The organism is Pantoea sp. PSNIH1 (genome assembly GCF_007680655.1).
Lineage (GTDB): Bacteria > Pseudomonadota > Gammaproteobacteria > Enterobacterales > Enterobacteriaceae > Pantoea > Pantoea eucrina.
The window spans coordinates 114,658-139,727 of sequence record NZ_VEIP01000007.1 but is presented as its reverse complement, the minus strand read 5'-3'; the positions used below and the strand labels follow the sequence as shown (position 1 = coordinate 139,727).

Here is a 25,070-nt window from a genome sequence, read left to right as displayed (position 1 = left end):
TCTTTATAAACTGTAGTGAGTAAGAGTCTTCAGGGGGAGAGGTTATATAAACTATAGTGAGTGACCTCGACTCCTCAGCGCATAGATATAAGCTATAAGGAGTAAAACGCGCCCTTTGTACCACAGAGCTAAGCTGTAGTGAGTAGTTTTTCTAAAATTAATAAAATTCAGAGAGTTACTATAAGACTGTACTTACAGCCTCATTAATTCTTTGCTCTCCTGATAAGAGAACCACTCATCACAGCTTATCTGTTACTGAGACTTAAAAATCTTTTCCAGATCCTGAAGTGAAATACCGAGCTTATCCAGAAGTTCAATCTTTTCCTGCAGTTGCGGATCGAGTGGCTCTTTTGTTTTCGTTGTTGCCTTCGGTACTTCCAGCTGCTCCGTGTTGGGCGCTCTGAGCTTTGGATAGCGATTATGGACCTGGAAGTAGACGCTGCGTCCCTTCTGAACTTCGCTATAGTCCAGATAACCAATCTCTTTGAGCTGCTCCATCGCACGGCGCACTGTCTGGTTCTGCGAAAACACAGGAGAGCGCAGATTCAGCCTTTCGCGAAGGCGCGCCAGTGAGATAGGGGCCGGGTTCTTGGGAAGGCTTTCAATGTAGGTATAGAGCGCCTGAGCGGACTCACGGCGTTTAAGCGCGTTGATCGCCTTGAGCTGCAGTAACACCTTGTGATCAAACTCGTAGAGCTCGAAAAGCTTCGGGTCAGCCTGCAGGATAACAATGTCCTTTTTGGTATCGTAAAAAGCAGACTGGACCAGATGCGTGATGTATTCTTTTGCATCGTCGCCGCTTTTTGAAGAGAAAGAGATGGTAGTGCTGGCAATACGCTTCAAAGACGGGCTGATACGCTCTCTGAGCTGCTTTGAGGAGCGACTTGAGGGAATGCCGCAGAGCTTGGCAAACTCTACAAATGAGAGCTGTACCTTGTCGCCAATGACCTTGTCTTTGTGCTTTGCAAAGGAATGGATGATCCCGACCCAGGTCTTGAAATCGTTATCCATATCCAGGCGCGGGCCGACTATCTCAACCTTTTCATAACCTTCTGCTTTCGCAAGAGACAGGCGCGTCAACTCCTCGGTGGCATCGGTTGTTGAAGAGGTGTTTTTCTTGCTGTTTTTTAACGACTTAAGCGTAGGGACAAATACGCCCAGGCGCATCAGTGCCACCGGCTGCACGGTATTATTGGCATTCGGCGTCAGGGTTACGATTTCCCCGGATTTTGTGTCTTTTTCTTCAAAAAGCTTTGTTAAGTCAAGATTGTCGCTGGCCACAAGCGTTCCTGCACACGTTTCAGAGGATCGTTGAGCATGATCAACCGATCCGGATTGTGAATTGTTAGATAACAACTCGCCAATGATCGAAGTAACCCTCTGACAAGCAATCAGATTAGTTATCCACAATCAAAACGGGAAATGAGCGATAAACTCACTATAGCTTATGTCTTTTCCTAATTACAGCTTATATTTTACTTTCTATAGCTTATTGTGATCTCTGTATAGCTTATATTTTACTTGTTATAGCTTATGCGGACCCCTCTTCAGGCCAGAGCTGGTGCGGCCTGCGGCGATCGGGGATCTCTTTGGGATCTATAAAGGATCTCATTAGGATCAATTTATTGGGATCTATCGCGTGGATAAGTGGATAACTCTAAGGGCTTTCTGCTTAACAGGCATACTCGCGCCATCATCAACGGGTCATTTACAGCCGATCTCTGCTGCAGATAAACCGTCGCTGTAGCCACTCTTAGCCAGCCTGCATTTATGTGCTGGTGAAAGCCTTGAGGTGCTATGGGGTCTCACCCTCACTCTATGAAAGAAATGTGATGAGAGACCTCTCTGAAATTGTCTGAGGTGTTTTGTGCTCACTACCAGTTCGTCATACATTCCCTTTTAAGCGATTACTCAGCAATAATGTCACAGGATGAGGAGCCAACATTATGCTCGCATATAAAAACCCTGGTCGTATAGGACTGCTAAAAGGTATGCTAAAAATGCTCCCACTTATTTTTTAAGAAACTGTTATTAAATAATATTTTTATTTTATCAGGCTTGATTGTGTGTTTTTTGCACAGACCTATAAGATATTGAAAGCAACGTTATCAGCACAGCCACCACAACTATCGGACAAGTTCTTCGCATTAATTTGTACGTTGAGACGCTACAGATATACCTCCTCCTATGATTCAAGACGTGGGCAACGAACAGCGGTTCCAGTTAACAGACCATGTGGCGTCTTAAGTGGAAAGTAGTCATTATGAGTTTCCCTATCACTTCTGCATGTTTGATCGATAATTCTTATAAGCTGAACGTTAGGGATTCAGGGCCAGGCAGATTGGGCAGTTGAGTCAACTGTGAAGACTAAGCCGTGCAGAATCAGGATATTCAATGATGGGAATTTCAGGTTGAAATTTTCCCATATTGGCGAGACATAACAGTAAGTTAGAGCGGTTTTTTGGTGGGTATCCAATAAAAAGGGGAGATACTCACTGGAGTAACTCCCCTTCTTTTGCACACTGGATTGAAAATTATTTTGTGAGCATCTTTTCAATTACGGCTTTCACCGCATCATCCAGCTCTGCCTGCCAGGCCGCAGGAAGACGCGAAAACTCATACGTCACAAGACGCTTTTCGGCGTCCGTTTTTTTCCGCGCAAACTGCTTTTTATCGCTGAATTCCGCTATTTTTTCGGTCACGACTTTTTTCGCATCACGCGCTGACTTAGGTTCAGCACTGGCTGCACGAAAGTAACCAATAATCTTTGCCTTAACAGCCGGATCATCGAGCTCAGTGAGCGCATCATGCGCAATACGTTCGCGCACGCCCTCTGCCAGTTCTTGGACACTGATTTGCCTGCTCGCCGCTTTTTCTGCAATATCCAGTAAGGTCTTATAGTCGTTAATAGAGAGCTCGCCGGCGGAGGGAAAGACCGCAATCATTTCATCGGGTACCGACGCCGCCTGAAAAGCACGCGTGACTTTTGCCGGCGACAGCCCTTCCGCAGCAGCAATGTCAGACTGATTCATATGCTCCGGGTACATCAGCTTAAGGCGATTACCTAGTTCACGCAGTGTGTGCTCTTTTGCCGTCTGAATGTCGATGGCCAGCTGCCGGGCGTCTGAAAGCGACAGCTCATCTTTCGTCACTAACACTTCAAATGGCATACCGCTGTAAAGGCACGCGGCCCTGCGGCGTGAACCGTCCAGGACTTCAATATGCCCGTCTACCTCACGGCCAATAGCCGGAAAGAACTGCTGCAGTTTAATGGTGCGTGAAATATCGCTGACGGATTCTTCAGTTAAAAAGGCCTGATCGCGGCCGTTAATCGTGGCATCCACGTAAGTCTGCGTTTCGATGTCATCATGCAGAATCTTGCTAAGCGTAAACCGTGCGGTGGCACCGGATTTAAGGGTAAAAGTACGGGCACTTTCCGTTTCGCTCAGCATTTTGCTGAAGCTGGAGTTACCCAGGGTGCGTCCCATTTTCTTCAGTTCTTTCATTATTGCATCCCTCTGACGAACTCAATCCGTTTAAACACGGCCTGTGTAAAGCGTTCGGCTTCACGTTTGGCATTTTTAAGCGCTTCTGAACTGCCCGGATATGACTGTGGATCGGCACTGACGATGGTGTCGAACGTTTCCCCGCAGCGCTCAAACCCATCCAGTCGGGGCAGCGTGGCGTCCAGGATGTAAGACGTAAACACGTCCCGGGCCAGCCCGTGAGTCATCTCATGATCACGTTTGGACGTCATCTTGGACATGAAGCCGATATTTCCTTTTATACGCGGTGTAATCCCCTCCTCTTCCAGTTGCTCCAGCATATCGGGTAAGCGGGTGAGATATTTCAGGGTTGAGTGGAAGTCCACCTGCGCGGGCGGTGTTGGCGTGAGAAGCAGATCGCTTGCCGCAATGGCATTAAGCATGAATGCGTCAAGATGAGGCCCGGTGTCGACAAAGATGAAATCATAGTCGCTTCCCACCCTGTCGATAATGTTTCGGCGCAGAACTTCAGAAGGCAGTACGCCGGGCAGGTGTTCCTGAACCAGGCGATCCCACTGGCTGGCCACAAACCCATCATCAATGGAAGCCGGAATAATATCCACACCCGGAATGATGGTTGGCTTGATGATTTGTTCTCTGAGCTGTTGCGCATCAAGATCATTCAGCATGGCCTGAGCGGCGGTTTCGACAATCGACCCGATGCTGTTTGCCTGATTCAGGAACATGGTGCTGGATGCCTGCGGATCTAGGTCGATAACCAGATTGCGCAAATCATACTGCAGTAAGTCAGGGTGAACGCGTAATCCATGAGCAAGCGTCACGGTACTGACCGTTTTGGACACCCCACCCTTGAGATTGACGACGAAGATCACAAACGGGCCTTCGCCCTTATGGATGTCGCGGTATTTTGGCACCTTCCGGTGAGCGTAGATATCTACAACGTCCTGAACAGTCAGCGCGTAATGTTTCGCATTACCGGCATCCTTTTTGCCAAATACATGCCCTTTGGATTCCATTTCTTCAATGGCCTGCTCAACAGCACGGCGGCTGAGCTTAGGCAGGTTGGCCACGGCATTACGTGTGAACGTCTGATAGAACTGATCGAGACCGAATTCCTGGCGCTTATCGATAATGTCATCACTCATACTGCGCAACATAGCATTCGCTCTGCGCGCAGTTTCATCCACTCCACCGTAGTTACTTTTCATCATCCGCTCCACTGACAATTAATTTCGCCAGTGTACATTTATGAATGCTTTGTGCAACATTTTTCTGTATTCAATAAAAAGTTGTACAGAGCAGGTGGTATGAACTTGTCGCCTCTTGTTCTGCTTTTACGGGGGATCAGCTAAAAGGCAGCGGGTGAAATGCCGCAAGCCCCTGCCCTTTCCCTGTTTTGCATCTCACATATCTGGGTCTGAAAGCAGAATGAAATTCCCATGCGAATTTCAATTTTAACTAATTGATTTAAAATATTTTTATGGATTTATTTCAATGTGAAATTCCCATGTGGTTTACTGCTCACTCACGGTTTGAACAGAATTTTAACCTGATTGTCAGATGGATGGACACACGCAGTTATAAGGCCACGATGAGTAAGCATTACGGGCAGTGAAAAGTAGCCGGGCGCTGATTCACTGCCAACAGATACTGCATTCAGCCCCAGACTTGTTGAATCCATAGAAGAAGTGGAAAGCTGATCAGGTCATGGCTCAGCACGCTGGCCTGTTTAACCGCTGCGACGATAACGTGCAGGTGTGTCCTACTCATGAACATAGCAACGGATACTGACCAGACACGAAGTTTCGCAAAGGCGACCGCCCCGGCATTATGGCCGCTGACTGTATTGCAACACATGTAATCGGATTGACTGTCAGCTCTTCACGCAGTCAGGGAGAGAATGCCTGCTGTCAGGCTGCAGATGAACGTATGGGCACACCACCTTTTGAATTCACCTGTTCGCTTGCCAAATTCATCGCTGAAAGCTGGGCATTGCCCTGCCCTCTTTTATACAGACTAAAGGGAAGAAATTCCGAACGTAAAATACCGACTCAGCATTCCCCGCAAGGATGCTGGTCAGTGTCCTGGACGTTCAGGCACCGTGAAAGCTTTGCCGCGGAGAGTTGAAAAAAGTAGCGGGGAATGGTTTAGTAAACGTTAATAATCATTCACTATTACTGCATAAGGCCCATTATTTTGTCGCTACAGTCTGCAGAGTGGTTTAGCCGCAATGGCGTGGAATGCTCCCGCGTCAGTGCCTGTAATGCTGGCTTTCCAAAACATCTTCATGATGAGTACGTCATTAGCGCCAACCTAACAGGTGTGGAGGAAATCTGGCTGGCAGGTAAAACCACGTACGTTAAGAGTGGGCAGGTGACTTTATATAATCCGGGGACCATTCAGGCGTCGCGTTTTGACAGTCAGTCCGTTGATTTTATCAGCGTGCACATGCCCCAGAGCGTCATGAAACTGCTGGCTGATGAGGACAGTATACGCAGCGACAGCCATGCGCCCGTTCTGCGCGAAGGCATTATTGAAAACAGACGACTGTTTAATGCGCTGTACCGGTTTGCGGCTTCCGCGCGCGAAGGTGAAGGGGCAAATGAAGAGCAGGAGCTGATGTTGCTGTGCGGCGAACTGCTGGCGACCCCGGCATTTCTGCAGGGCAATGACGAACAGAGGCTCAACATTGTGATTGAATACCTGAGAGAAAATCTCAGCGTTAAACCCCAGCTGGATAGGCTTGCGCAGATGGCGGGGCTGAGTAAATATCATCTTGTGCGCTTCTTTACCCGGCATACGGGTATGCCGCCCCTGCAGTACCATATGCAGCTTCGCCTGCATCACGCTCGAGACTTACTTCGCAGAAACGTTTATCCGCTTGATGCGGCAATAATGCTGGGTTTTTACGATCAGAGTCATTTCATTAATGCCTTTCGAAAAGTGATGGGGACGACGCCCCATCATTATGCTTCGCAGGTCTGCTCAGGCCACCATAAATTCCCGGTATCCTGATACAATGACATAGAGCGCAAAATAGCTGAAGATAAGGGCCGAGGCGATGTAGGAATATTTAAGCAGCCGCTGACCCAGCATCCTGCCGCCGAAGCTCCCGACAAGGCAAAGCACGCATGTCCAGAACATACCCGCTATAAAGAACCCGCTCAGAAACCACGATGTACCAGTCAGGCTATGATGACCCATCCGCGAAATCAGCGCACCGCCCACGGTGGCAAACCACAAGATGGCTGTGGGCGAGGACATGGCTAGTACAACACCCCGTCCGAACTCCCGCAGGAGTGGGCGAGCCTGATGAGATTCGCTGACATTAAGTTCTGCTGCTTTTCGGTATGCGGCCACCAGCATTTTACCGGCAAACCATAACAGCAGGGCTCCACCGCCTATCCACAGCACCCAGCGGACCACTTCATACTGAAGCAGCACTGCCATGCCTGCCAGCGCCAGTAATGCATAGGCCAGGTCACCGACGCAGGTGCCCATACCCAGCCAGAACCCATGGAAATACCCGCGCTGCATGGCAAGGGTGATCATGGCGATATTGGCAATGCCGATATCAAGACACAGCGATAAACTCAGTAAAAAGCCGTTTGAGAATTCGATCATAATAGAAAACCTTTTATCTTCTGGTCGTATTCAATCATGTCGACCGTTTTGCCAAGCCGGTTGAGCAGCATTGCAGCTTCTTCACGCTGATGATGCGGTGAATAACGTTGCAGGAACTCCCCGGCTTTTCCGGTATCACCTTGAAGAACGGAGAATGTCATTGCACTGGCCAGCGCGGTTAAAGCCGGTTTAACCGCGGCGAGATCCACTTCATAGTGGGTTCCATTCCAGTACAGGCACTGATGTTCCGTCAGCCATTTAAGCTGAATATACGCCGCCCCGGCATCGGGATAGTCGCAAGGACCACGACGCAGATACCGAAGCATCTCTAGAAGAAACACCCTCAGCTGATGCGTTTCATCCAGCTGCAGTGCCTGACGGGTATCCTCTGTGAGGCACATCAGCAGACCAAACACGTCAGCCAGCGCCTCCTGGATGACCATGGATCCCCATCGGTCCAGCTTGCTCAGGCTGCCGAACCTCATTTTTTCAATGACAATGGAATGGCCCAAATCGTGACCTCTGAACCACGTAATCAGGTGACGGGCACAGATGCTGCTTTCCGGAATAACGTTTTGTTGCCAGCCTAGCAGAGAGGCCTGGGTTCGGGCGAAGCGTTCGAACAGGTTAAGATACGTATTTGCAAACACGATGGTGCATTTTTGAGGCGCGTACTTGACGCCTTCGTCTTCAGGGAAGAAATAAGCAAAGTGTTTGGGATAGCTGTTGGCTTCGCCGGCAATCGCAAACAGATCAACGATTTTGTAACGGCAGCCGGGCAGGGCAATCAGCCGTGCATCAATATGGCGCTGCAGCCAGGTCAGGTTATCTGAAAAAAGGTCATCCACCACATCAGAAACTTCCTGCAGGGCGCGATTAGGTAATCCAAACCATGCGGAGTAATGCTGTGCTCTGGATTTACCCACCCATGTCGACATATAGCCAATACCCTGCACCAGTTCCTGTTCATCAAGACCGGCTATCTGCGGGAGCAGTTCGCCTGCGGTACGGGGATCTGAAAGCACATCAGCGCGCAGTTGCAATGCTTTTCGGGTGTCCGGGTCGGCAAATTCCCGGGCGAGCTTAAAACAGATAATGCTGAGCTTTTCTTCGACGGACTGAAGTAAAGTGGTACCGGTTCGCGTGGCAACCGGATGAATATGATTTGCTGCATCGGCAAGCCGGGTAGCCTGATGAATAAGGTCCAGCACAGCCGGAGAAAGTGAGTCTGGCAGCGGAATATCCATCATATGGATGTGATATGAATCAGCTGCAGGCCAGAATGGTGTCGTAAACATGAGATTCCCTTCCATAATGATTAACGAGATACTCACTTAACCAGTCCGCATGTTTTCGGTATTGGAAAGAATTGCGCTGTAGCCTCAGTTCACGTTAACGGGCAGGCATACAGCTACTGACAGCGTCTTGTTACTGTCTAAAACCGGCTTTAGCAAACCTCACAGTAAAGTCAGATATCGTTTGTCTGGCGCCGTGCGCATTGTCAGAGAGGAGAAGGGGAGAAATATGGCAGACCTGACATTACTTCAGCAGAACGGTATTTTAGTCATCACGGTTCCGGATGATGTGGCTGTCCGGGCCGGCTGGATGCCTGGCATCCGGCTTAACGTCACCGTTGAGGGTGAGACAGTGTCACTGACACCGGCTTCACGCCTGCCCCACGGCCGTAAAACGCAGGCGCATCTGCTGTCCGTTATCGATCTGAATGAGATCAGCTACCTCAACGAAGAAAGTCACGACGGACTTAATGACGCGCCGCAGGGTAAAGAATTAATCTGAGGGTCTGCGTTCATGACAGACCCGCTGTTTAGCAGGCCGGGGCCTGCCGCTTACCCTGAGCGTATTCAGTCTGGCTGATGTCGGGCATATTGCATTTATACAGCCTGCCACCTGCGCAGATATGAAAACCTGGCGATAAAGGATGTTGGTATAGCAGACAGAGCGCAGTATTGAAAAAATAGACTGTGATATATATGCTGTATAGACTGTAATATATAAAGGTGGGCGTGTGTGGATCGTTGAAACCACGGATTTATTCGCGGAATGGCTCAGAGAGCAGGACAGGGCGATGCAGCTGGATGTGCTTGCCGCACTGAACCTCCTGAAGCAGGAAGGCCCGCATCTTGGCCGGCCGCATGTGGATACGCTTTACGGCTCAAAAATCCCGAACATGAAAGAACTGAGGGTGCAGAGCAACGGGCGGCCCGTAAGAGGGTTCTTTGTGTTTGACCCCATGCGTAAAGCGATTGTCCTGTGTGCGGGTAATAAAGAAGGCGCAGATGAAAAGCGCTTCTACAAGACCATGATCAAAACAGCGGAAAATGAGTACCACCGACATCTGGACCAACTGAAACGGAGCGGGAAATGAAAACGCTTGATGAACTGATGGCTGATCTGACACCTGATGAACTCACGCAGGTTCATGAAAAAGTCGCGGCAATGCGACTTGATTCTCAGCTGTATAAACTGCGTGAGGCGCTGTCGAAAACCCAAAAGCAGCAGGCTGAAGCCATGGGTATTGCACAGCCTTCTGTTGCGGCTATTGAAGGGCGCGGTGAAGATCTGAAAATTGCCACGCTCAAACGTTATGTTGAGGCGCTTGGCGGTCAGCTGACAATTGGCGTCAATATGCCGGGCGGTGAGCACGTCGATTTTACCCTCTGAGTGATGCTGATATCCCGGTGCGTCAGCGGAATTGCGCCTGACGCATTTTTTCGACAAGTGCCGGTGAGCGCTGACCCTGTTAGTAACGCAAAACAAGGGTGTGATGCCTGGCTTCGGGGCCTGTCCGGTAAAAAATTTTTCATACAGACCCCTCTGAAAAAAAACAGTCGATGTTCCGTTTGCTTGCCCGGCTATAAAATGCGGGCAACTGGAATGTCATCCCAGCGCATGGTCCATGCCGGCGAAAGCATCTCACGTTTCATCTGCCACTCTTTGCTGACACCCTGACGGGCAAACCACATGTGCCCCAGCCCGGACTGATTAATGCCGTCCAGCACCTTCATCAGCTGCGCGCTGTTTGCCCGTGGCTTATCCTCATCAAACAGGTTCAGCTGACTGACGCCGTTCGGTGTGACGTCATCGAGTATAATGCCAGCCTTCATAAAGCATAGCCCGTCAGGCCAGATTCGGTCGAGCGATCATATCGTCCCCCGATCAAGTCCCGCGTATCCTGTGTGACCACCTTTGTCGTGATGCGCTCCTCAAATGACCGGCCGCAGACGATCTGCTATTTCGCCGGCGAAAACTCCTCGAGGTGAATGCACGATTCACCGTTGAGCTCGCGAACGGTGCGTTCGATCACTACGCTGAAGTTTTTTCGGATGAGGGCAGGGTGCGCGCGCCAGCAGTAGGGCGTTTTAAATGCCCATCAGGTTGAGCCTCTTGCCGGTGCGCCGGCCGGCCGGTCATTACCGGTGAAACGGCTGACACGGACAGCATTTATCTTCCTGATTTCAGTTAGCGTACACTGTTATCAGCATTTGGTGAGGAAAATGCCGCCTCTGGCGGCGTCAGTCAGCTCAGTCTCCTCCGCTGCAACCGGCCTTGAGCCCGTCAGAGACATCTGGTACATCCCGGCACTCCAAGATGATATCAAGCATCTGCAGGATATGGCCCACCGGCTTGTCTTCGAGGTCGCTGAGGCGATGGGCTGTGCGGACAACGTGCGGAAAGATAAACACTCTCAGTCAGCAGGCTTTGCCGCCTCCGAAACCAGTAGTGAATTTGTCCTCTTTCTGGCGGGTCTGTTCAGCTCCCTCCCAACAGACAATTCTATATGTTTATGTTCTGCCTAAATTTCTTCGGTACTCAGTCTCCGGAAACCGTCAAAAGCGTTCTGCAAATGCTGCGGAGCGGTAATACGCTGTGGCCTGGTGAAGATGAGTTCTAAGGCAGTCTTTGCTGGAACATCTGCGTGCCGGATGCCACAGGTATTGGGTGCTGAAGGAGATCGACAGGGTTACAGACGGTGAGGTTTTCAGTTAACACGGCCCTGCCTGTTTGTTAGACAGCCTTAAGCTGCTGCCTGACAAACAGGCAGGCTACAGGTGCGGGCGGCATAGAGCCGGCGATTATTTTGACTCATTCGAGCTGAGCCTTTTCAAGGCTATTTTATTGACAACACAAACGTGTTTTTGTATTTAAATAGTTGCCTGGTGTGATCTGTATACCCGTCCAATCATTCCTCTCACGCCGGGACAAAAGCCTTATCCGTACGGATAAGGCTTTTGTTATTTTTACGGTAGCTCCATTTACCCTGCATCTATACACATCACTGAAACGGCTCTGAATTTTATACAGAAGCCGTGTTTCTCTTCTGCGACCATTAGGCGTGATATTGACCGCCATACCCAGACTTCGCTCTCTGCGGTGGGCAATGGCCTCGCATTTGGCATCTTCCGTAATCTGATCCATCACTGTCAGCCAGCGGCGTGCAGCGCGTCGCCTTAAGCCCCGTCATTCCAGTGGTTCTGCTGCAGTGTTTTTCGGTTCCATATGCCTCCATTGGCGTAACTCCTGCATCAACAGTGCAACCGATTCTTTTATAGAAGTAATCACGGTTCCTTATTTAACCCAGCGTGCATTCTCAGAAAATGGAGTTCCGTGTGTTAACAGGAGCCTATTGATGTGTATCCGTCGCTTTTTAATGCAATAAGCTGGTGCCCGTCTCGCCGTAGTGCATGCGTTTCTTCCAGAGGTCCATCTATTCATCGTGCCATCGTGCGAGGGGGTTGCGCAGAAATATTTTGCAGTGAGCTGCATCATATTAATATGTTATTACATACCAGTTTACCTGTCATTGTCGAATACTTATATGTTGACAACAGTGCTGGTTCTCGAAGCCGAGCACCTGACACTTACCTTGAATGGCAAAACGATTGTCCACGCTCTCTCTTTTTCGTTGCTACGTGGCGAGCGCGTTTGCTTATTGGGCGCATCTGGCTGCTGTAAATCCTTAACCGTGCGCGCCATCACCGGTACGTTACCGGCCCAAACCCGTATTGATGGTGCGGTTCACGTCACTACCCGCATTGGCTCGTCCACTAGTTAAGCATGCAATGCTGCGCGTGCCGGGTATTGCGTTGTCTTTATCAGCGTTGGGATTTTTGGGCCTGGCGCAGCACCGCCGTCACCGGAATGAGGCCGTTTGCTGGCGGAGGGGTTACCCTATACTGAACGCGCTTGGTGGGTAGTGTTCGCGCCGATCAGTGCGCTAATTTTTAGCTTATGCTTTCCTGTATCAGTCCGCGCGGGCTGTCCTCAGACAGGTTGAAATTGCAGCCGATATAGGCCATCCGGTGCTAATAGCTGCTCCAAAATGGGTTAGTGCAGTACGAAGCATCCATATCATAATACGTCGCGGGCCCGGTCAGGCTGGCGGCTTCGTGAACGTGATCAATCAGCATGTTTATTATGTGAGCGCCCCTGTCTGCTCTGACGAACGAGTCGGCCAGTTGAGTAGGGCGGATGCGCAGAGTATTCATGGTGGACTAAGGCGTTGAGTGTCCCGTTCACTGCATCAGTTCGTACAGCGGCATGCCATGCGGTACGCTGGTCAGCGCGGTCACTGCTGAGGCACGCCCCCGGCTGCTGGTTGTCATTCCGCCGCTTGTGCAGAACATAATTACATACGACTCTCAAAGGTGATTTACTCTCTTTCCGGAGAGCATGTTAACCCCCTGTATTAATTTCCAACCGCTGGGGTAGCTCACTTTTGCATCGTTGGTGACAGCAAAGACAGATGGGTTGATAACAAATAGTCTCGGAGAGAAAAGAGGTGATGAGAAAACGGCATGGCTTTTGCTTGACTCACTTTTTCGCATCAAAGGGTGAGGGAGCAATGGATGACGCACTGAGTTGGTTACAGGCCTCAAGGCAAAGCGATATTGCCAGCCTGCAACGCCTACGCCAGACCGGCAAACTCATTACCACCGTCAGCGAGCTGGTGCATCAGCTTCAGCGCGAGCGGGGGGCGAGCAATCTGTGGATATGTTCAGAAGGCAAGTTTTACGGCGAGCAGCGGCTCGCCAGTGAGCAGGATGTGACGCGCTGCCAACGGGATTTTTGCCAGGCCTTACCCAGGGTTGAAGCCCAGCCGGGATACAGCCGCTTCTGCAACCTGATCGCCGCCGCGCTGCAGGCCCTGGCCGGATTACCGGCGTTGCGCCAGCAGATTACGCAACAGCAGATCGCGCACGCGCAGGCCGTTGCGGCGTTCAGTACCATTATCCGTAGCTTACTGAACCTGGTCTTTGAGGCCGCCGACACCGCCAGCCATCCTGACATTACCCGCGCGCTCATTGCGCTGTTCAGCTTTATGCAGGGCAAAGAGCTGACGGGACAGGAACGCGCCCTGGGAGCGGCCGGCTTTGCTGCCGGACAATTCAGCGCGGAGCAGCGCAGCGCCATGGTGGCCTTAATTGAAGCAGAGGAACAAAGCTTTTCGACCTTCCAGCAGTTTGCCGATGAGGCGGTTTTACACCACTGGCAGCCGCTGGCGCAGGCCAGTCGTGAAATTGAACGACTGCGACGCATTGCCTGTACCGACGGTCGGCGGGACGACAGTGGCGCGCTGCACTGGTTTTCGCTGCTGTCACAGCGCATCGACCAAATGAAATTGCTGGAGGATCGGCTGTCAGCCACGCTGATGTTGCGCTGCCGTGAGGCGATCGCACTGGCACAGCATCAGGCAGCTGAACCTCTGCATGTGGCGCAGTCAGGCTGCGATTTTACTTTATATGTCTCCGGTGTGGACTGGCTGCCCACCGAGTCCGGTGCGCTGAACAGCGACGGGCTGGCACCCCAGCTAGGTCGTTCACTGCTGTCGTTGATCACGGAGCAGTCTCAGCGTTTACAGCATCAGGCCAATGAGCTGGCCACCCTGCGCGCCACGCTGGAAGAGCGGAAACTGCTCGACCAGGCCAAAACCTGGCTGATGCAGCAGCATGGGCTGAGTGAAGAGCACGCTTGGCAACGGCTGCGTAAAAGCGCGATGGATCAGAATAAACGGCTACCGGAAATCGCCCAGGCGATCGTCACGGTGGCAGCCACAATGAAGAGATAACTCTAAAGCGTTAGCTGCACAATGCTTGTGCGTGGTCTGCGTCACAAACGTGCAAAATCGGTTAAGAAAGCAGCCCGGCGAAAGCCCTGATCGCCACGCGCAGGGCCGTTTCAAAGCTGGCATGCAGTTTGCTTTACCCTATTAAGTGTATGCATTTGCTTTGCCAACGGCGGTAAAGCGAGTGCTTTTGGATAAAGGCGTCCATCTCCCTGTGAAAGCAGTGGAGAGGACGCCTTTTTTTATTTCCTGAGGGTGGCAAAAAATGAGCAAATCGCCAGTTTCACTGTCTCGACGTCAACTGCTGTTATCCAGCGCCGCCGCTGGCGGGCTGTGGCTGTTGCCGGGATTGCGCAACGCCGTATGGGCGGCGGGTTCCGATGCGCCAGAAAAAGCCACCGTGCGGGTGGGATTTATTCCACTGACCGACTGTGCGCCGGTCGTCATGGCCTCGGTGAAAGGCTTCGACAAAAAATATGGTCTGATGCTACAGCCCAGTAAAGAAGCCAGTTGGGCAGCCGTCCGCGACAAACTGATCTCCGGTGAGCTCGATGCGGCACACGTCCTGTACAGCATGATCTATGGCCTGCAACTGGGCGTTGCCGGCCCTCAGCATGCGATGGCGAACCTGATGACGCTCAATAACAATGGCCAGGCAATCTCCCTGTCGAGCCAGCTTAAAGCGCAAAAGGTCACCGATGCCGCCAGCCTGAAAAAGACCATCGACAGCAAGGCCAAAGGCAGTCTCACCTTTGCGCATACCTTTCCGACCAGTACCCACGCGATGTGGCTCTACTACTGGCTGGCGAATGCCGGCATCAATCCATTTGATGACGTGCGCACTGTCGTCGTACCGCCGCCGCAGATGGTGATGAATATGAAGATTGGCAATATGAGCGGCTTCTGCGTGGGCGAGCCGTGGAATCAGCGCGCCATCAGTGATGATATTGGTTTTACCGTCGCTACCAGTCAGCAGATTTGGCCCGATCACCCCGAAAAAATTCTTGGCACCCGCGCCGCGTGGGTGAAAGAGAATCCCAATACGGCGCGCGCGCTGACGGCGGCTGTCCTGGAGGCGGCACGCTGGATCGATGCCTCCGATGATAACCGCCGCGAAACGGCGCAGGTGCTGGCCGGACGCGCCTGGATCAACACCAAACCTGAGATTCTGCAGGGTCGCATGCTCGGCCAGTACGAAAACGGGCTGGGACAGAAATGGCAGGACCCGCATGCGATGCGCTTCTTCCATGACGGCAGCGTCAGTTTCCCGTATCTGTCCGATGGCATGTGGTTCCTCACCCAGCTGAAGCGCTGGGGAATGCTGACCGAGGATCCGGACTATCTGGGCGTCGCAAAGCAGATCAACCGAATTGATATCTACAAACAGGCAGCGAGCGCCGTCGGCAACATCACGTTGCCCGGCAGTGAGATGCGCAGCAGCACCCTGATCGACGGCAAGGTGTGGGATGGCACGAATCCTGCCGTTTACGCCGCCAGCTTTGCCATTAACCACAAAGAGAGGTCGTGATGAAAAGCCAGACTCGCTCCCTGACGCAGCCTGAGACGCTGCCCACCCGGGCCACGGTGGTGCCCCTTCAGGTCACGCCAAAAAAGATGCGCTCGCCTGCGCGCCTGCGTCCGATTTTGCAGCGTGCCATTCCCGCGCTGTGCGGTGTGATGCTTCTGCTTCTGATCTGGCAGATCGCGGCCCTTTCCAGCAAAGGCTTTCCCGGCCCGTACGCCACCTGGGAAGCGGCGAAAATCCTGTTCGCCGATCCGTTATATAACAACGGCCCCAACGATCAGGGCATCGGCTGGAATGTGCTGGCCTCGCTGCAGCGCGTCGCTATCGGCTTTGGTCTGGCCGCGCTGGTAGGGATTCCCGCAGGCTTTCTGCTGGGGCGTTTTGCCTTTGTGGCACGCATGTTCAATCCGGTTATCGCGCTACTGCGTCCGGTCAGCCCGCTAGCCTGGCTGCCTATCGGCCTGCTGCTGTTCCAGCGCGCCGAACCGGCCTCCAGCTGGACCATTTTTATCTGTTCTATCTGGCCGATGATTATTAATACCGCAGAAGGTGTACAGCGCATTCCACAGGATTACCTCAATGTGGCGCGCGTGCTGCAACTGTCGGAATGGACCATCCTGCGCCGCATCCTGTTTCCCGCCGTTCTGCCTGCGGTGCTGACCGGGGTCCGCCTGTCGATTGGTATCGCCTGGCTGGTGATCGTGGCTGCCGAAATGCTGACGGGAGGCCTGGGGATCGGCTTCTGGATCTGGAACGAATGGAACAACCTCAATGTTGAAAACATCCTGATTGCCATTTTGCTGATTGGCGTCGTCGGCCTGCTACTGGAGCAGGGACTGATGCTGCTGGCGCGTCGCTTTAGCTGGGATAAATAAGGGGAACACTATGCAACCTATCATTCGTGTACAGCAGGTCAGCCAGCGTTTTACCACTTCCGGCGGCGATTTTCTGGCGCTCGATAATGTCAGCTTTGATATTCATCAGGGGGAAACCCTGAGCCTGATCGGCCACTCCGGCTGTGGTAAATCCACGCTGCTCAACCTGATAGCCGGTTTAACCCGACCTACCAGCGGCGTCCTGTTATGCGATAACCGCGAAGTCACCGGCCCCGGCCCTGAGCGCGCCGTTGTGTTTCAAAACCACTCGCTGTTGCCCTGGCTGACGGCGTATCAGAACGTTGAGCTGGCGGTGGAGCAGGTGTTTAAAGGCAAGATGAACAAGGCGGAAATGCGTGACTGGATCGAGCACAACCTGAACCAAGTGCAAATGAGTCATGCCATGCATAAACGCCCCAGCGAGATCTCCGGCGGCATGAAGCAGCGTGTCGGTATCGCCCGCGCGCTGGCAATGAAACCTCGCGTGCTGCTGCTCGACGAACCCTTCGGTGCGCTGGATGCCTTAACGCGCGCGCATCTGCAGGACAGCGTCATGCGCATCCAGCAGGCGCTGAACACCACCATCGTCCTGATTACCCATGATGTGGATGAAGCCGTGTTGCTGTCCGATCGGGTACTGATGATGACCAACGGTCCGGCGGCGCAGGTGGGCGATATCCTGACGATCGACCTGGTCCGGCCGCGTTCACGCGTGGCGCTGGCGGATGACGTGCGTTATCACCAGCTGCGCCAGAAAGTGCTGCATTTTCTCTACGAAAAACAGACTTCGGCGGCATAAGGACGACACCATGAGACAACGGCTGCTGGTTGCGGGTAACGGGATGGCGGGCATGCACATGGTAGAAACTCTGTTGCAGCTGGCGCCGATGCGTTACGACATCACTGTGATTGGCCGTGAGCCGCACGGCAACTATAACCGTGTGCTGTTGTCGCCGCTGCTGGCCGGAGAAACCACCGTTGAGCAAACGCTGATCCACGACCCTGACTGGTATCACCGTCACGGCATAACATTGCGGGTGGGAGAGACGGTGGAACAGGTGAATATTGCTGAGCGGACCTTACGCACCGACCAGCGCCTGCTGCACTGGGACCGCCTGGTACTGGCGACCGGATCGCAGCCCTGCAGGCCGTCTGTTCCAGGCAGCGACCTGCCGCATGTCAGCACGTTTCGCACGCTGCAGGATGTGAACACTTTGCTGGCCGGGCACGGTCCGGTAGTGGTGGTCGGTGGGGGCTATCTGGGTATTGAAGCCGCCGCCGGACTTCAGGCGCAGGGACGTCAGGTCACGCTGATTCATCGTCAGTCACGTTTGCTGGACAGACAGCTGGATATCAGGGCAGGGGAATTACTGCTGGCTCAGCTCCGGGCGCGCGACATTCGCTGTGAACTGAATGCCAGCCTTGCGGCGGTCCGGACGGATAGCGTGATCCTCCATGATGGCCGTGCGCTGGCTGCGCAGCAGGTGGTGATGGCCATTGGTGTCCAGCCGGCGATCGCCCTGGCGCAGGCCGCCGGTATTCCCTGTCAGCGCGGCATTCTGGTGGATCGCCAGTTGCGCACTGCGCACGCCGGAATTTATGCCGTAGGCGAATGTTGTGAAATCAGCGGCGAGACCTTCGGTCTGGTCGCGCCCTGTCTGGCCCAGGCAAAGATTCTGGCGGCGCAACTGGCCGATCGGCCTCAGGGAGATTTCTACAGTGCGGCCACGGGCACCCGTCTCAAAGTCAGCGGCATTTCCCTGTTTAGCGCTGGTGACGTTCGCGAAGCCCCGTCTGTCACCAGTTTTGACCCGATCGCCGGGCACTATCGCCGCCTGTTCCTCAAAGACGGCCGACTGAACGGCGTGCTGCTGTATGGCGACTGCCAGCAAAGTGGCGCGCTGCTGAACCAACTCCATAATGCCGGACCGGTTTCTGTGAATACGCTGTTCGGCCTTGATGAACCTGAAACGCAGCCGCTGGCTGCAGGAAACCCTGTGATGAGCCAAACGAAACCTGTATTAGCCGTGGTGGGTCACGGCATGGTCAGCCACCATTTTCTGGAGCAGCTGGTCGCCCGTAACCTGCATCAGCATTATCACATTGTGGTCTACGGCGAAGAGCGCTATCAGGCTTACGATCGGGTTCACCTTTCTGAGTATTTCACCGGTAAAACGGCAACAGAGTTGTCGCTGGTGAGCGAGGATTTTTTTACCCGGAACGCAATTGAACTGCGCAGCGGTTGCCGGGTAGAGGCGATCGATCGCCAGCAGCGCAGCCTGCGTGACAGCGCGGGACGTGAGCTGGCCTGGGATAAGCTGGTGTTGGCCACCGGCTCCCGCGCCTTTGTACCACCGGTACCCGGCCATGACGCCGGGCGCTGCTTTGTCTACCGCACGCTGGACGATCTGGATGCCATCGCAGCTTGTGCCCGCCAGAGTCAGCGCGGCGTGGTGATCGGCGGCGGGCTGCTGGGGCTGGAAGCCGCCAATGCGCTGAAGCAGCTGGGGCTGGAGACGCACGTGGTTGAGTTTGCGCCGCGCCTGATGGCCGTGCAACTGGATGACGGCGGGGCGCTGATGCTGCGGCAAAAGATCGACTCGCTGGGCGTGACGGTGCATACCTCGAAGCAGACCGAACAGATTGCCACCCAGCCTGACGGCAGTCTGGTGCTGCACTTTGCCGATGGCGGCGAGCTGGCCACAGATCTGGTGCTGTTCTCTGCCGGTATCCGCCCGCGTGATGAGCTGGCCCGGAGCGTCGACATCAGCGTGGGGCCGCGCGGCGGCATTACCATCAATGATCAATGCCAGACGAGTGACAGCGACATTTATGCTATCGGCGAATGCGCGTTGTGGAACGGGCAGATTTTTGGCCTGGTAGCGCCTGGCTACCAGATGGCGCGTGTGCTGGCCGGGCATCTGGCGGCCGAACCGGCGCAGTTCACCGGTGCCGACATGAGCACTAAACTGAAGCTGCTGGGCGTAGAAGTCGCCTCCTTTGGCGATGCGCACGGCAAAACGCCGGGCAGCCTGAGCTACCACTGGGCCAACGGGCCAAAAGGCATTTACAAGAAGATCGTGGTTAGCGCCGACAATGCACGACTGCTGGGCGGCGTGCTGGTGGGAGACAGCAGCGACTATGCCACGCTCCTGCAAATGATGTTAAACGCCATGCCGCTGCCGACGGCAGCGGAAGCGCTGATTTTGCCTGCGTTGAATGGCGCGCCGGCCAAAGGGTTGGGCGTCGCTGCGCTGCCGGACAGTGCCCAGGTGTGTTCCTGCCATAACGTCAGTAAAGGCGATATCTGCCATGCAGTGCAGAGTGGCTGTGGCGATATGGCCAGTATAAAAAGCTGCACCAAAGCCGCAACAGGCTGTGGCGGCTGCGCCGCGCTGGTAAAACAGGTGATGGAGCTTCAGCTGGAAAACCTGGGCGTCGCTGTTAAAAAAGACATCTGTGAGCACTTCGCCTATTCTCGTCAGGAGCTGTATCACCTGATCCGTATTAATGGCATCAAAACCTTTGACGATCTGCTGGCCAGCCACGGACGGGGTTGTGGTTGCGAGGTATGCAAACCGCTGGTGGGGTCGCTACTGGCCTCGTGCTGGAACGATTACCTGCTGAAACCGGCACATTTACCGTTACAGGACACGAATGACCGTTACTTTGCCAATATCCAGAAAGATGGCACCTATTCGGTCGTACCGCGCGTGCCGGGGGGCGAGATCACGCCACAGGGCCTGATTGCTATCGGCGAAGTGGCCGTGCGTTACGATCTCTATACCAAAATTACCGGCGGCCAGCGTATCGATCTGTTTGGTGCGCGGCTGGACCAGCTGCCTGCTATCTGGGAAACCCTGCTGGAAGCCGGTTTTGAAACCGGTCATGCCTACGGAAAATCTCTGCGTACGGTGAAATCCTGCGTCGGCTCGACCTGGTGCCGTTATGGCGTGCAGGATTCTACCGCCTTCGCCATCGCGCTGGAGAACCGGTATAAGGGCCTGCGCGCACCGCATAAGATCAAGATGGCGGTGTCCGGCTGCACCCGCGAATGTGCGGAAGCACAAAGTAAAGATATCGGGGTCATCGCCACGGAAAACGGCTGGAACCTGTACGTCTGCGGCAATGGCGGCATGAAGCCGCGCCATGCGGAACTGTTTGCCAGCGATCTGGACGATGACACGCTAATCCAGTACGTCGACCGGCTTCTGATGTTCTACGTGCGCACGGCGGATCGCCTGCAGCGTACCAGCGTCTGGATGGATAACATGGAGGGCGGGCTGGACTACCTGCGTGAGGTGGTGATTCATGACAGCCTGGGGATCGCCGCCACGCTGGAACAGGAAATGCAACAGGTGGTGGACACCTGGCAATGCGAATGGCAGACCACGCTGGCCGATCCCTCGCGACGTGCGCTGTTTACCGCCACAGTGAACAGCGACCAGCCGGATGAAACGCTGCACTATGCACGCGTGCGCGGACAGCGCCAGCCACACAAGGCCAGTGGTATTCCCCTGATGCATCTGCCCGCCGAACCCTGGAGCGAAATCTGCCCACTGGAGGCCATTCCGCCAGAGGCCGGCATCGGAGCCCGTCTTGGCAGCGTCCGTATTGCCTTATTCCGCATGGGTGATGACTGTTATGCGCTGGAGGATCGTGAGCCGGGCAGCGAAGCCAGCGTACTGTCACGCGGTATCCTTGGTGATGTTGCGGGGGAGCCGGTGGTGATCTCGCCGCTTTACAAACAGCGTGTACGCCTGCGTGACGGACAGAGCCTTGATAATCCCCAGCATCAGCTGCGTTGCTGGCCGGTTAAACTGGAGGACGGCCAGGTCTGGGTCGCAAACCGTCCGCTTAACCTGATGGCGCAGGCATCATGAAAACTACCTGCGCTTATTGCGGGGTGGGCTGCGGCGTCGAGGTCACGCAGCCGCAGAGCGCGTCGCCTCAGGTCAGTGGCGATACCCGTCATCCGGCGAATGCCGGGCGGCTATGCGTAAAGGGCGCGGCACTGGGCGAAACCCTGACACAGGCCGGACGGTTGCTGCATCCTCAGCTTCATCACCAGCGGGTCAGCATGGAGACGGCACTGGATGCCGCGGCTGATGGTTTGCGCAGGATTATCGATGCGCATGGCCCGGAGGCAGTGGCTTTCTACGGTTCCGGCCAGTTGCTCACGGAAGATTACTATGTGGCTAACAAGCTGATGAAAGGCTTTCTCGGCGTCGCCAACATCGATACCAATTCACGCCTGTGTATGGCCTCCGCGGTGACAGGCTATAAACGGGCATTTGGGGCGGATGCCGTACCGTGCTGTTACGAGGATCTGGATGAGGCCGAGGTAGTCATTCTTGTCGGCTCGAACGCCGCCTGGGCCCATCCGGTGCTGTTTCAGCGCCTGAAACAGGCAAAAGCGCAGCGCCCTGAGATGCAGGTTGTGGTTATCGATCCGCGCCGCACGGCCAGTTGTGAATTCGCCGATCTGCATTTACCGCTCCGGCCGGGCAGCGATCCGGCCCTGTTCTCGGGCCTGCTGCACTGGCTGGAACAGCATGACGGCATTGACGCCACGATGCTGCCGCATCTGGACGGTGTAGACACAACCTTACGGGCCGCGTGGCAGTGGGATGGTGCGGCGGTGGCAGCCCATTGTGATATCAGCCAGGAGGTGATCGCTGCGTTCTACCAGTTGTTCGCCCGGCATGAGCGCGTACTGACCTTATGGTGCATGGGCATTAACCAGTCACAAAGCGGCAGTGACAACAACAATGCTATTCTCAATGCGCACCTGCTGAGCGGCAAGATTGGCCGACCCGGCTGCGGCCCGTTTTCGCTGACCGGACAGCCGAATGCGATGGGCGGGCGGGAAGTAGGGGGGCTGGCCAACCAACTGGCGGCGCATATGAGTTTCACCGCAGAAGATTGCGACCGTTTACAGCGTTTCTGGCGCAGTCCGCGTATGGCGCGTGAGCCCGGCCTGACGGCGGTTGATCTGTTTGACGCCATTGACCGTGGAGCAATCAAAGCTGTGTGGATTATGGGCACCAATCCGGCGGTTTCGATGCCAGAAGGCAATCGCATTGCCCGGGCGCTGGCTGCCTGTCCGCTGGTAATTGTGTCAGACGTGCTGGCGCAAACGGATACCACCGCCTTTGCGCATATTTTGCTACCCGCGCAGGGCTGGGGGGAAAAGAACGGCACCGTGACCAATTCTGAACGCCGGATTTCCCGTCAGCGCGCGTTTATGCCTCCGGCCGGAGAAGCTAAACCGGACTGGTGGTTACTCGCGCAGGTCGCCCAGCGTCTGGGCTTTCATGAAGGCTTTACCTGGCCGCATCCGGCAGCCATCTTCCGCGAACATGCGGCGTTGTCGGGGTTTGAGAATAACGGCCAGCGCGCCTTTGATATCAGCGGTCTGGCCGGTATGAGCGACGCACAGTGGGATGCGATGAAGCCGGTACAGTGGCCAATCAACGCTCGTTATCCCGAGGGCTGCGCCCGGCTGTTTAGCGACCGGCACTTTTACCATCCTGATGGTAAAGCCCACCTGTTGCCACCGGCCACGCCGCAGCCAGTGGTGTGCGAAACGGCTTACCCGTTATTAATGAACAGCGGACGGATCCGCGATCAGTGGCACACCATGACGCGTACCGGCCTGGTTCCCCGGCTCATGCAGCACTGTGATGAGCCATTTGCAGCCCTGCATCCGCAGGACGCACAACGCTATGGCCTATGCGCGGGCGCACTGGCACGGGTGCAGTCCGATGCGGGCTGGATGACGGTGCGTGTGACGCTGGACAGCGGTCTGCGGCGCGGTGAGATCTTTGTCCCTATGCACTGGAACCGACAGTTCAGCCTGCAGGGCACGGTTGGCGGACTGGTGGCTTCAACCCGCTGTCCAGTCTCGGCACAGCCTGCATTTAAACAAACCGCTGTGCGTATCCACCCGCTCAACGCCAGCTGGCAGGGCTGGCTCTGGCAGCGCGACGCAAGCCCGCCTGATGCGCTGCGCTACTGGGCGCGAACACCCTATGAGGGCGTGCAACGCTTTAGCGTGGCTGGAGACGGTTCGCCAGAACAGTGGCTCATGGCAACGATCCCGCTGGCCGGGCTGCAACTGCAAACCGCTCATGCGGCGGAACCGCTTTACCGCCTGCTGGCCTGGCGTAACGGTGAGCTGCACCTGGTCTTTTATGCAGGCGCGTCTTTACCCGAGATCAATCATGACTGGGTTGCGCAGGCTTTTCGCCTGGCACCTGTGAATGCGGCGGACCGGCATGCTCTGCTGGCGGGACAATCGGCACAACGTGCCGTGGCTGGCCGGACGATCTGTAGCTGCTTTGGCGTCGGGGAAAACACCATCTTACAGGCGATTAAACAGGGCTGTCACAGCACCCAGGCACTGGGTAACGCACTCAGCTGTGGTACCAACTGCGGCTCATGCCTGCCGGAGCTAAAACACCTTTTGCTTTCTGTTGCTGTACCGGAGGAAGAATGATGGACGCGATCAACCCCTTAGATAAACTGCTGGCGCCGGACAACGCGTCCAGCCCTGGCAAAGTCTGGCTGGTAGGGGCCGGACCGGGGGATGTGGATCTACTGACAGTCAAGGCGCTGCGCCTGCTGCAACGTGCGGATGTCGTGGTCTATGATCGCCTGGTCAGCGAAGCGGTGATGGCGGAAGTCGCCAGCAGTGCACTCTGTATCGACGTGGGTAAACAGCCGGGTCATCATGGCCTGAAGCAGGCTCAGATTAATCAACTGCTGGTGGACCTGGCTGCCAGCGGGCGCAATGTCGTGCGTTTAAAAGGCGGCGATCCCTTTATCTTTGGCCGTGGCGGTGAAGAGATGGTCAGCCTGCAGCAGGCGAATATTGTCTGCGAAGTGGTGCCCGGTATTACCGCCGCAGTGGGCTGTGCGGCTGCCAGCGGCATTCCGCTGACGCACCGTGACTGTGCCCAGTCATTGCGCTTTATCACTGGACACGGGCGCAGCGGCGAACCACAGCTGGATGCGGCGGCGCTGACCGCGACCAATCAGACGCTGGTTTTTTACATGGGGTTGAGCTGGAGCAGCGTGATTAGCGCCCGGTTGCAGGAATATGGCCGCAGAGAGGCAACGCCGGTGGCGATTATTGAGAACGGTACGCGTCAGAACCAGCGGGTGCTGATCACCACGCTGGCCGGGTTGCCCGAAACTGTTGATCAGCAAAAACCGGTGTCGCCGTCGTTACTGATTGTGGGCGACGTGGTGCGCTATTACCGTACCGATCTAATCGCAGCTCATGAGGGGGAGTTGGCGTTAAGTGATATTGCAGCGCACTGATGCTTATCGTACCGAAGGAAGGAGGACACGATTTTTTCGGGTAGGGGATGAGACGGTCAAAACCAATATTACACCCAGCGCTTATTATGTGGAATACACATTCAACCCTAGAAATAGCCATTTAGCTT

17 protein-coding genes and 3 pseudogenes are annotated in these 25,070 nt (G+C 54.7%); 13 read left to right on the top strand and 7 right to left on the bottom strand.

The annotated features are described in order from the left end of the window. Nucleotides 1-252: 252 nt before the first annotated feature. The 3 genes from FS690_RS15600 to FS690_RS15590 form a co-directional block, all read right to left on the bottom strand. On the bottom strand, nucleotides 253-1,281 hold the full coding sequence (locus FS690_RS15600; RefSeq protein WP_145339875.1) for a RepB family plasmid replication initiator protein: 1,029 nt from the start codon (nucleotides 1,279-1,281) through the stop codon (nucleotides 253-255). Between the two features lie 1,253 nt (nucleotides 1,282-2,534). Next, nucleotides 2,535-3,509, bottom strand: a complete 975-nt coding sequence (locus FS690_RS15595) for a ParB/RepB/Spo0J family partition protein (RefSeq protein WP_065647941.1) — start codon at nucleotides 3,507-3,509, stop codon at nucleotides 2,535-2,537. After that, entirely contained in the window at nucleotides 3,506-4,714 is a 1,209-nt protein-coding gene (locus FS690_RS15590; RefSeq protein WP_065647942.1) for an AAA family ATPase, read from the bottom strand. Before FS690_RS15590 ends, FS690_RS15595 begins: the two co-directional genes overlap by 4 nt. A gap of 988 nt (nucleotides 4,715-5,702) precedes the next feature. Between FS690_RS15590 and FS690_RS15585 the strand changes: the two genes are divergently transcribed. Beyond that, complete coding sequence (locus tag FS690_RS15585) at nucleotides 5,703-6,521, top strand: AraC family transcriptional regulator (protein ID WP_145339874.1); 819 nt, start codon at nucleotides 5,703-5,705, stop codon at nucleotides 6,519-6,521. On the opposite strand, the gene FS690_RS15580 is transcribed toward FS690_RS15585, so the two are convergent. Further along, nucleotides 6,492-7,130, bottom strand: a complete 639-nt coding sequence (locus FS690_RS15580; protein WP_065647944.1) for a LysE family translocator — start codon at nucleotides 7,128-7,130, stop codon at nucleotides 6,492-6,494. The genes FS690_RS15585 and FS690_RS15580 overlap by 30 nt on opposite strands. Next, nucleotides 7,127-8,464, bottom strand: a complete 1,338-nt coding sequence (locus tag FS690_RS15575) for a hypothetical protein (RefSeq protein WP_255471506.1) — start codon at nucleotides 8,462-8,464, stop codon at nucleotides 7,127-7,129. The genes FS690_RS15580 and FS690_RS15575 overlap by 4 nt, the downstream gene beginning before the upstream one ends. A 190-nt stretch (nucleotides 8,465-8,654) precedes the next feature. On the opposite strand from FS690_RS15575, the gene FS690_RS15570 reads away from it, so the two are divergent. From FS690_RS15570 to FS690_RS15560, 3 genes are all read left to right on the top strand, one after another. After that, a complete protein-coding gene (locus FS690_RS15570) occupies nucleotides 8,655-8,927 on the top strand; it encodes an antitoxin (protein ID WP_065647946.1) in 273 nt (90 codons plus the stop codon). Nucleotides 8,928-9,156: 229 nt separating this feature from the next. Next, nucleotides 9,157-9,516 (top strand): type II toxin-antitoxin system RelE/ParE family toxin, encoded by a 360-nt coding sequence (locus FS690_RS15565; protein WP_065647947.1) that lies wholly within the window; start codon nucleotides 9,157-9,159, stop codon nucleotides 9,514-9,516. Beyond that, nucleotides 9,513-9,812, top strand: coding sequence for an XRE family transcriptional regulator (locus FS690_RS15560; protein WP_145339873.1), 300 nt, complete (start codon nucleotides 9,513-9,515; stop codon nucleotides 9,810-9,812). The genes FS690_RS15565 and FS690_RS15560 overlap by 4 nt, the downstream gene beginning before the upstream one ends. A gap of 191 nt (nucleotides 9,813-10,003) precedes the next feature. On the opposite strand, the pseudogene FS690_RS15555 reads toward FS690_RS15560, so the two are convergent. Then, nucleotides 10,004-10,552 (bottom strand): annotated as a pseudogene (locus tag FS690_RS15555) (DUF4113 domain-containing protein); the annotation flags it as partial. A 712-nt stretch (nucleotides 10,553-11,264) separates the two neighbouring features. Continuing rightward, nucleotides 11,265-11,594, bottom strand: a pseudogene (locus FS690_RS15545) (hypothetical protein); the annotation flags it as partial. A gap of 373 nt (nucleotides 11,595-11,967) precedes the next feature. Between FS690_RS15545 and FS690_RS18675 the strand changes: the two are divergent. The 9 genes and pseudogenes from FS690_RS18675 to cobA all read left to right on the top strand — a co-directional run bounded on the left by FS690_RS18675 (nucleotide 11,968) and on the right by cobA (nucleotide 24,942). After that, nucleotides 11,968-12,204, top strand: coding sequence for an ATP-binding cassette domain-containing protein (locus FS690_RS18675; RefSeq protein WP_342039321.1), 237 nt, complete (start codon nucleotides 11,968-11,970; stop codon nucleotides 12,202-12,204). Continuing rightward, nucleotides 12,167-12,426, top strand: a pseudogene (locus FS690_RS18575) (ABC transporter permease); the annotation flags it as partial. The gene FS690_RS18675 and the pseudogene FS690_RS18575, both read left to right, overlap by 38 nt. Nucleotides 12,427-12,993: 567 nt before the next feature. Next, complete coding sequence (locus FS690_RS15530) at nucleotides 12,994-14,217, top strand: nitrate regulatory protein (RefSeq protein ID WP_145339872.1); 1,224 nt, start codon at nucleotides 12,994-12,996, stop codon at nucleotides 14,215-14,217. 262 nt (nucleotides 14,218-14,479) lie between these two features. Further along, complete coding sequence (locus FS690_RS15525) at nucleotides 14,480-15,742, top strand: CmpA/NrtA family ABC transporter substrate-binding protein (RefSeq protein ID WP_065647952.1); 1,263 nt, start codon at nucleotides 14,480-14,482, stop codon at nucleotides 15,740-15,742. Next, nucleotides 15,742-16,614, top strand: coding sequence for a nitrate ABC transporter permease (gene ntrB / locus FS690_RS15520; protein WP_065647953.1), 873 nt, complete (start codon nucleotides 15,742-15,744; stop codon nucleotides 16,612-16,614). Before FS690_RS15525 ends, ntrB begins: the two co-directional genes overlap by 1 nt. A 10-nt stretch (nucleotides 16,615-16,624) precedes the next feature. Beyond that, nucleotides 16,625-17,413, top strand: a complete 789-nt coding sequence (locus FS690_RS15515; protein WP_065647954.1) for an ABC transporter ATP-binding protein — start codon at nucleotides 16,625-16,627, stop codon at nucleotides 17,411-17,413. Between the two features lie 10 nt (nucleotides 17,414-17,423). Beyond that, nucleotides 17,424-21,497 (top strand): nitrite reductase large subunit NirB, encoded by a 4,074-nt coding sequence (gene nirB / locus FS690_RS15510; protein ID WP_075050706.1) that lies wholly within the window; start codon nucleotides 17,424-17,426, stop codon nucleotides 21,495-21,497. After that, complete coding sequence (locus FS690_RS15505; RefSeq protein WP_065647955.1) at nucleotides 21,494-24,115, top strand: nitrate reductase; 2,622 nt, start codon at nucleotides 21,494-21,496, stop codon at nucleotides 24,113-24,115. Before nirB ends, FS690_RS15505 begins: the two co-directional genes overlap by 4 nt. Next, on the top strand, nucleotides 24,112-24,942 hold the full coding sequence (gene cobA / locus FS690_RS15500; RefSeq protein WP_065647956.1) for a uroporphyrinogen-III C-methyltransferase: 831 nt from the start codon (nucleotides 24,112-24,114) through the stop codon (nucleotides 24,940-24,942). The genes FS690_RS15505 and cobA overlap by 4 nt, the downstream gene beginning before the upstream one ends. Nucleotides 24,943-25,070 lie beyond the last annotated feature (128 nt).

Excerpts from the sequence above, each read along its gene's own strand:
- FS690_RS15590 (WP_065647942.1), bottom strand. The coding sequence starts at position 4,714 with ATGAAAAGTAACTACGGTGGAGTGGATGAAACTGCGCGCAGAGCGAAT.
- FS690_RS15580 (WP_065647944.1), bottom strand. The coding sequence starts at position 7,130 with ATGATCGAATTCTCAAACGGCTTTTTACTGAGTTTATCGCTGTGTCTT.
- FS690_RS15570 (WP_065647946.1), top strand. The coding sequence starts at position 8,655 with ATGGCAGACCTGACATTACTTCAGCAGAACGGTATTTTAGTCATCACG.
- FS690_RS15560 (WP_145339873.1), top strand. The coding sequence starts at position 9,513 with ATGAAAACGCTTGATGAACTGATGGCTGATCTGACACCTGATGAACTC.
- FS690_RS18675 (WP_342039321.1), top strand. The coding sequence starts at position 11,968 with ATGTTGACAACAGTGCTGGTTCTCGAAGCCGAGCACCTGACACTTACC.
- FS690_RS15530 (WP_145339872.1), top strand. The coding sequence starts at position 12,994 with ATGGATGACGCACTGAGTTGGTTACAGGCCTCAAGGCAAAGCGATATT.
- FS690_RS15525 (WP_065647952.1), top strand. The coding sequence starts at position 14,480 with ATGAGCAAATCGCCAGTTTCACTGTCTCGACGTCAACTGCTGTTATCC.
- ntrB (WP_065647953.1), top strand. The coding sequence starts at position 15,742 with ATGAAAAGCCAGACTCGCTCCCTGACGCAGCCTGAGACGCTGCCCACC.
- FS690_RS15515 (WP_065647954.1), top strand. The coding sequence starts at position 16,625 with ATGCAACCTATCATTCGTGTACAGCAGGTCAGCCAGCGTTTTACCACT.
- nirB (WP_075050706.1), top strand. The coding sequence starts at position 17,424 with ATGAGACAACGGCTGCTGGTTGCGGGTAACGGGATGGCGGGCATGCAC.
- FS690_RS15505 (WP_065647955.1), top strand. The coding sequence starts at position 21,494 with ATGAAAACTACCTGCGCTTATTGCGGGGTGGGCTGCGGCGTCGAGGTC.
- cobA (WP_065647956.1), top strand. The coding sequence starts at position 24,112 with ATGATGGACGCGATCAACCCCTTAGATAAACTGCTGGCGCCGGACAAC.